2 protein-coding genes are annotated in these 2508 nt (G+C 65.7%); both read right to left on the bottom strand.

Annotated elements, in window-relative coordinates; genetic code table 11:
• Nucleotides 1–166: 166 nt before the first annotated feature.
• Entirely contained in the window at nucleotides 167–895 is a 729-nt protein-coding gene (gene istB / locus K4G67_RS16975) for an IS21-like element helper ATPase IstB (protein WP_061939590.1), read from the bottom strand.
• A complete protein-coding gene (istA, locus tag K4G67_RS16970; protein ID WP_061939592.1) occupies nucleotides 882–2396 on the bottom strand; it encodes an IS21 family transposase in 1515 nt (504 codons plus the stop codon). Before istA ends, istB begins: the two co-directional genes overlap by 14 nt.
• Nucleotides 2397–2508 lie beyond the last annotated feature (112 nt).

The following is a 2508-nucleotide window of genomic DNA, read 5'->3' as shown; positions in this document are numbered from 1 at the left end:
TGTCAATCGGCGTTCAATCGGGCCCCCCTATCGGCGCGCAAAAGGGACCCCGTTAGCGTTGCATAGATCGATCGATGTTGGGCGCGGGTTTCGCGCTGCTGGCGGCGTAGGGAGGGCGTAGCCCGACCGGAGGCGTCAGCAGCGCGAAGGCGTTTTTCTGATTGGGTCAGCTGCGGTTTTTGAAGCGCCAGCTGTCGTTGCCGGTCTCGACGATGTCGCAATGGTGGGTGATGCGGTCGAGCAGCGCGGTGGTCATCTTCGGGTCGCCGAACACGGTGGGCCACTCGCCGAAGGCGAGGTTGGTGGTGATGATGACCGAGGTCTGCTCGTAGAGCTTGCTGATCAGGTGGAACAAGAGCTGCCCGCCGGATCGGGCGAACGGCAGATAACCCAGTTCATCGAGCACCACGAGATCAAGCCGGCTGAGCTGGGCGGCGATGGATCCGGCCTTGCCGATGCGCGCCTCTTCCTCGAGCCGGGTGACGAGATCGACCGTGTTGAAGTAGCGCCCACGGGCACCGGCACGCACGACGCTGGCGGTGACTGCGGTGGCCAGATGGGTCTTGCCCGTCCCTGTGCCGCCGATGAGCACGATGTTGCGGCGACCGGGCAGGAACGAACCTGCGTGCAGGGAACGCACCAGCCCTTCGTTGATAGGGGTGCCCTCGAACACGAAGGCATCGAGGTCCTTGATTACAGGCAGCTTGGCCGCGGTCATGCGATAGCGGATCGAGGCGGCATGACGATGCGCCGCTTCTGCCCGCAGCAGGTCGGTCAGGATCTCGTTGGTCGTGCGCTTGCGCTGCAACCCGGTGGTGACCGCCTCGTCGAAGGCCCCTGCCATGCCCTTGAGCCCGAGCGCTCGCATCGCCTCGATCATCTCATGCCGTTGCATGGAGGCCTCGCACTGTGTCATAGCGCGCACAGTCCGCAACCGGCGGGTGGCTGAGCTTGAGATCAACGACCACGTCCAAAGGGCGCTCGGATGGCGGGTCCCGGTATCGGGCCAGGATGTTGAGGATCACCTCGTCGCTGACGGCCCCGTTATCGAGCGCCTCCCGGATCGCGGCCTCGACCGCTTCCAGACCATCGGTCATTACGGCTGCCAGCACGCGCACAAAGCGGCGGTCGGCTTCATCACCGCCGCCCAGCTTGCGCCGCAACCGCGTTAGTGCCGGTGGCAGGTCCCACCCCTGGAAGGGCGCGCCGTTCCGCAAAGCGCCGGGCTTGTTCGCCAGAACGGGCAGGTAATGCCAGGGATCATAGATCGTCCGGTCACGGCCGAAGTGCCGGGCATGTTCGGCGATGACCTCGTCGCCGAGGCGCACGACAATGCGGTCGGCATAGGCGCGGACCTGGACGGCCCGCCGCGCAGCCTTGGCCATGACCGAGTAGCGGTTGCGGTCGAAGCTGATCAGGCACGTGCCGGTCACGGCATGGGCGGTCTCGTGGAAGCCGTCGAAGGGCGCCAGCATCGGCTGCAGGGCTGGCCGTTCGAGAGCCAGCGCCTCGGCAACGGTCAGCTCCTTCTGCTCGGGATGCGCGTGCGTTGCGGCCCAGCGCAGGCACTCGGCCTCCAGCCACCCGTTGAGCTCCTCGATGCTGGCAAAGCGCAGGCGAGGCTGGAAGAACCGGCCCCGGATCGTCTGGACTTGGTGTTCGACCTGACCCTTCTCCCATCCCGCCGCCGGCGAGCAAGCGGTCGGCTCGACCATGTAATGATCGGCCATGACCAGAAAGCGGCGGTTGAACACGCGCTCCTTGCCGACGAACACGGTGGTGACCGCGGTCTTCATGTTATCGTAGATGCCGCGCAGGGGAACGCCGCCAAAAAAGGCAAAGCCCCGGGCATGGGCGTCGAACACCATCTCCTGCGTCTCGCGCGGATAGGCCCGGACGTAGACAGCCCGCGACGCACACAGCCGCATCTGCGCCACCTTCACTCGCATCGGCTTGCCCGCGATCTCCACATCCTCGTGGCTCCAGTCGAACTGGTAGGCCTCGCCGGGCTTGAACATGAGCGGGATGAACGCGGGCGCCCCATCACCCGCATCCTTGCGCCTCGCTTCCGTCCAGCGCCGGGCGTAGCGCCGGACCGCGTCGTAGGATCCCTCGAACCCCTCACGGCACAGCAGATCATGGATCCGGGTCATGCGCAGCCGATCACGCCGGTGCCGGACCTCGTTCTCCGCCAGCAGCGTATCAAGCCGCTCCTGGAACGGACCAAGCCGGGGCAGCGGCTGAACCGTGCGGCGATAATCGAACGCGCCTTCCGGCGCCCGGATCGCCTTGCGCACTACCTTGCGAGACAGCCGCAGATCCCGCGCAATCGCCTTGATCGCCTTCCCGCTCGCGTGCTCCCGCCGAATCCGAACAACCGTCTCCACCACCAACATCCCGATCTCACCACCTGGAAAACCAGGCAGTCAACTACACCACCAGAATGAGGGGTCCCATTTAGACGCCGATCACCCCGCTAACGGGGTCCCTTTTGCACGCCGGTCCACA

The sequence above is a fragment of the Croceicoccus hydrothermalis genome, assembly GCF_022378335.1.
Classification (GTDB): domain Bacteria; phylum Pseudomonadota; class Alphaproteobacteria; order Sphingomonadales; family Sphingomonadaceae; genus Croceicoccus; species Croceicoccus hydrothermalis.
Note: the sequence above shows the minus strand (reverse complement) of the source record. Positions and strands in the feature narration are given on the sequence as shown.